This is a genomic window from Tabrizicola sp. (genome assembly GCF_051645465.1).
Taxonomy (GTDB): domain Bacteria; phylum Pseudomonadota; class Alphaproteobacteria; order Rhodobacterales; family Rhodobacteraceae; genus Tabrizicola.
Map to the genome: position 1 here is coordinate 1 of NZ_JBOFBI010000199.1, position 2,686 is coordinate 2,686.

The window sequence follows — 2,686 nt, forward strand, 5'->3', positions numbered from 1 at the left end:
GCTTTCCCGGCCTCGTCCGCAGTCTTTGGGTGCAGGACGGGAGGTGCGGCGTTGACCAATCAGATTGCTCTGGTCCTGATACTGGTAATCCTGGCGGCCATCGGGCTGGACCTTTTGGCGAATGACGGCGTGGCGCTGATGTTCCTGGGGCGAAAGTTCCTGGATTTGGTCGACTGGGTGGTATTCTGGCGCTGACAGCGTCACATTGGGTTGAAATCGGCGGAGATTGGTATTTGTTACCGCTAACAACAGACGCGAGTCGCATCCGGACGGAGGAAAGATCATGACGGTGAAAGTTGGCATCAACGGGTTTGGGCGCATCGGTCGCAACATCGTGCGCGCCATCATTGAATCGGGCCGCACTGACATTCAGGTCGTCGCGATCAACGATCTGGGTCCGGTGGAAACCAATGCCCATCTCTTGCGCTACGATTCGGTGCACGGGAAGTTCCCGGCGACCGTGACGACCGGCGCCGACACGATCGACGTCGGTCGTGGGCCGATGCGGGTGACCGCGCTGAAGAACCCGGCCGACCTGCCCTGGGGCGACGTCGATATCGTGCTGGAGTGCACGGGGATCTTCACCTCGAAGGAAAAGTGCCTGCCGCACCTTGAGAACGGCTCGAAGCGCGTGCTGATTTCTGCGCCTGGCGAGGGCGCGGACAAGACCATCGTCTATGGCGTGAACCACGGGACACTGACTTCGGCTGATATCGTCGTTTCCAACGCCTCCTGCACGACGAACTGCCTTGCGCCCGTAGCTTATGTGCTGAATCAGGCGATCGGGATCGAGAAGGGGATGATGACCACCATCCACTCCTACACCGGTGACCAGCCGACGCTGGATACGATGCACAAGGATTTGTACCGCGCCCGCGCGGCGGCGTTGTCGATGATCCCGACCTCGACCGGGGCGGCGAAGGCCGTGGGGCTGGTGCTGCCGGAGTTGAAGGGCAAGCTTGACGGGTTCGCGATGCGGGTGCCGACGCCGAACGTCTCGGTCGTGGACCTGAAGTTCATCGCCAAGCGGTCGACTTCGGTTGAGGAGATCAACGGGGCGATCAAGGCGGCGGCAGAGGGGCCTTTGAAGGGGATCCTTGGCTATACGACCGAGAAGCTGGTCAGCTCGGACTTCAACCACGACCCGCATTCGTCGGTCTTCCACATGGACCAGACCAAGGTGATGGACGGGACCTTCGTGTCGATCCTGAGCTGGTATGACAACGAATGGGGCTTCTCTTGCCGCATGGCTGATACGGCCGTCGCGATGGGCAAGCTGATCTGAGGCTTCTGAAATCAAAGGAAAAGGCGCCTTCGGGCGCCTTTTTCAATTGTGGCAGAGCTATGCAAGGGGTGCATAGCCGCACCGCAGCATTGGGCGTTGTTTGCGCTATCAGAACCCCTATCTTCCAGTCATGCGAGAAGAAAGATGACCCTCGCTGTGAAAGGACGAATTAAGATGTTTACCGTGTTCGACATGCTGAAGACCGCCGCCGTGAACTACTCGCGCTACCGGCAGACGCGTGACGAGATTGCCAACCTGCCCACCGATATCGCGCTGGACATTGGCCTTTTCCCTGGCGACGCCGAGCGCATTGCGCGCGAAGCTGTCTACGGCAAAGCCGCCTGAGGGCAGCTTGACCTGGACTGATGCGGGGGCCTTCGGGCCCCTTTTGCATTTCAGCCGTACTTGCGCTTCAGCGCCTTGACGACCGGGGGCGGCACGAACTTTGACACGTCGCCGCCGAGCCTCGCGATTTCCTTGACCAGTTTCGACGCGATCGCCTGGCGGCGGGCATCGGCCATCATGAACACCGTCTCGATCGAGGCATCGAGTGCCCGGTTCATGCCGACCATCTGGAATTCATACTCAAAATCCGCCACAGCGCGGAGGCCGCGGATGATGATGCCGGCGCCTACGTCACGGGCGCAGTCGATCAGCAGGTTTTCGAACGGGTGGACGACGATCTCGCCCCCCGTCTTGGCGGTGATGGCGGCGCATTCGGCTTCGACCATGGCCACACGCTCTTCCAGGCTGAAAAGCGGACCCTTGTCGCGGTTGATCGCGACCCCGATGACCAGACGGTCGACCAGCGCCATCGCGCGCTGGATGATGTCGGTGTGGCCAAGCGTGACCGGATCGAAGGTTCCCGGATAAAGCCCGATGCGCATGGATTACCCCAAAAGCCCACGTAGTCCCACGCACGCAACATTATTGCCCGCGCAGGTGCAAGTGGATTTTGGCGGCCTAGAAGCCCTTGATCATGCCTTCAAGCGCGTCTTTTTCCATCGCCAGTTCCGAGAGCCGGTACTTTACGACGTCGCCGATCGAGATGAAGCCGACCATGACCTCGCCGTCCATGACCGGCATGTGGCGAAAGCGCCCGTCGGTCATCTTCTGCATGACATCTGTCGCCCGGTCTGCACGCGAGCAGGTGACGAGCTTCGACGTCATGACCTTGGTCACGGGATCGGTCATGCAACCGACGCCCCGCCGCCACGCAACAATAGTGCGCGGGGCAATGCAAGCGGCAAAACGGGGGTCAGAAACCCTTGATCATGCCTTCCAGCGCGTCCTTTTCCGCCGAAAGCTCCATCAGCCGCGCCTTGACCACATCGCCGATGGAGATGAGGCCGACCATCTGGTCGCCCTCCATCACCGGCATGTGGCGGAAGCGGCCATCGG

Annotated in this window: 4 protein-coding genes and 2 pseudogenes; 3 read left to right on the top strand and 3 right to left on the bottom strand. The window is 60.8% G+C overall.

Annotation, left to right across the window (positions count from 1 at the left end; all coding sequences use genetic code 11):
• The 3 genes from ACRCSW_RS12720 to ACRCSW_RS12730 form a co-directional block, all read left to right on the top strand.
• Window positions 1-195, top strand: a 195-nt coding sequence (locus ACRCSW_RS12720) for a hypothetical protein (protein ID WP_438705593.1), incomplete at its 5' end; no start/stop codon positions are given.
• An 88-nt stretch (window positions 196-283) separates the two neighbouring features.
• Window positions 284-1,285 carry a type I glyceraldehyde-3-phosphate dehydrogenase gene (gene gap, locus ACRCSW_RS12725; RefSeq protein WP_438705594.1) on the top strand — a complete coding sequence of 334 codons (1,002 nt, stop codon included), beginning with the start codon at window positions 284-286 and terminating at the stop codon, window positions 1,283-1,285.
• Between the two features lie 174 nt (window positions 1,286-1,459).
• The gene (locus ACRCSW_RS12730; protein ID WP_438705596.1) at window positions 1,460-1,630 is read left to right on the top strand and encodes a hypothetical protein; all 171 of its coding nucleotides are present in this window, start codon (window positions 1,460-1,462) and stop codon (window positions 1,628-1,630) included.
• A 50-nt stretch (window positions 1,631-1,680) separates the two neighbouring features.
• On the opposite strand, the gene coaD is transcribed toward ACRCSW_RS12730, so the two are convergent.
• The 3 genes and pseudogenes from coaD to ACRCSW_RS12745 form a co-directional block, all read right to left on the bottom strand.
• Window positions 1,681-2,172, bottom strand: a complete 492-nt coding sequence (coaD, locus tag ACRCSW_RS12735) for a pantetheine-phosphate adenylyltransferase (RefSeq protein WP_438705598.1) — start codon at window positions 2,170-2,172, stop codon at window positions 1,681-1,683.
• A gap of 76 nt (window positions 2,173-2,248) precedes the next feature.
• Window positions 2,249-2,497 (bottom strand): annotated as a pseudogene (locus ACRCSW_RS12740) (CBS domain-containing protein); the annotation flags it as partial.
• A 46-nt stretch (window positions 2,498-2,543) separates the two neighbouring features.
• Window positions 2,544-2,686: pseudogene (locus ACRCSW_RS12745) on the bottom strand (CBS domain-containing protein); the annotation flags it as partial.

Coding starts and splice junctions, on each gene's coding strand:
- ACRCSW_RS12730 (WP_438705596.1), top strand. CDS start 1,460: ATGTTTACCGTGTTCGACATGCTGAAGACCGCCGCCGTGAACTACTCG.
- gap (WP_438705594.1), top strand. CDS start 284: ATGACGGTGAAAGTTGGCATCAACGGGTTTGGGCGCATCGGTCGCAAC.
- coaD (WP_438705598.1), bottom strand. CDS start 2,172: ATGCGCATCGGGCTTTATCCGGGAACCTTCGATCCGGTCACGCTTGGC.